The sequence below is a fragment of the Acinetobacter sp. USHLN143 genome, assembly GCF_037145695.1.
GTDB lineage: Bacteria > Pseudomonadota > Gammaproteobacteria > Pseudomonadales > Moraxellaceae > Acinetobacter > Acinetobacter fasciculus.
In genome coordinates this window covers 1-225 of record NZ_JBBCWZ010000314.1, presented here as the reverse complement: position 1 = coordinate 225, position 225 = coordinate 1, and the positions used below count along the sequence as shown (strand labels likewise).

General features: G+C 48.0%; 1 protein-coding gene. It reads right to left on the bottom strand.

Annotation, left to right across the window (positions count from 1 at the left end; translation table 11 throughout):
* Positions 1–73 precede the first annotated feature (73 nt).
* Complete coding sequence (gene tnpB, locus WFH18_RS18660; RefSeq protein WP_431605766.1) at positions 74–217, bottom strand: IS66 family insertion sequence element accessory protein TnpB; 144 nt, start codon at positions 215–217, stop codon at positions 74–76.
* Between the last annotated feature and the right edge of the window lie 8 nt (positions 218–225).

Here is a 225-nt window from a genome sequence, read left to right as displayed (position 1 = left end):
ATTCAATCAATAATTGAACCGCTCTTTCTCTGATTTCAGGGGTATATTTTAATTTTGTCATCGGGATAGTCTCTCAGAATATTGACTCTCCGACAAACCCGGTACGGTTCAAAGCCTGGATCAGTGCCTGTAACTGCTCCGGGCTGATCGCCATACTTTCACCCTGGTGAACTTTAGCCCAGTGGAATTTCCCCTGTTCCAGCCGCCGGGCACACAGCCAGATAC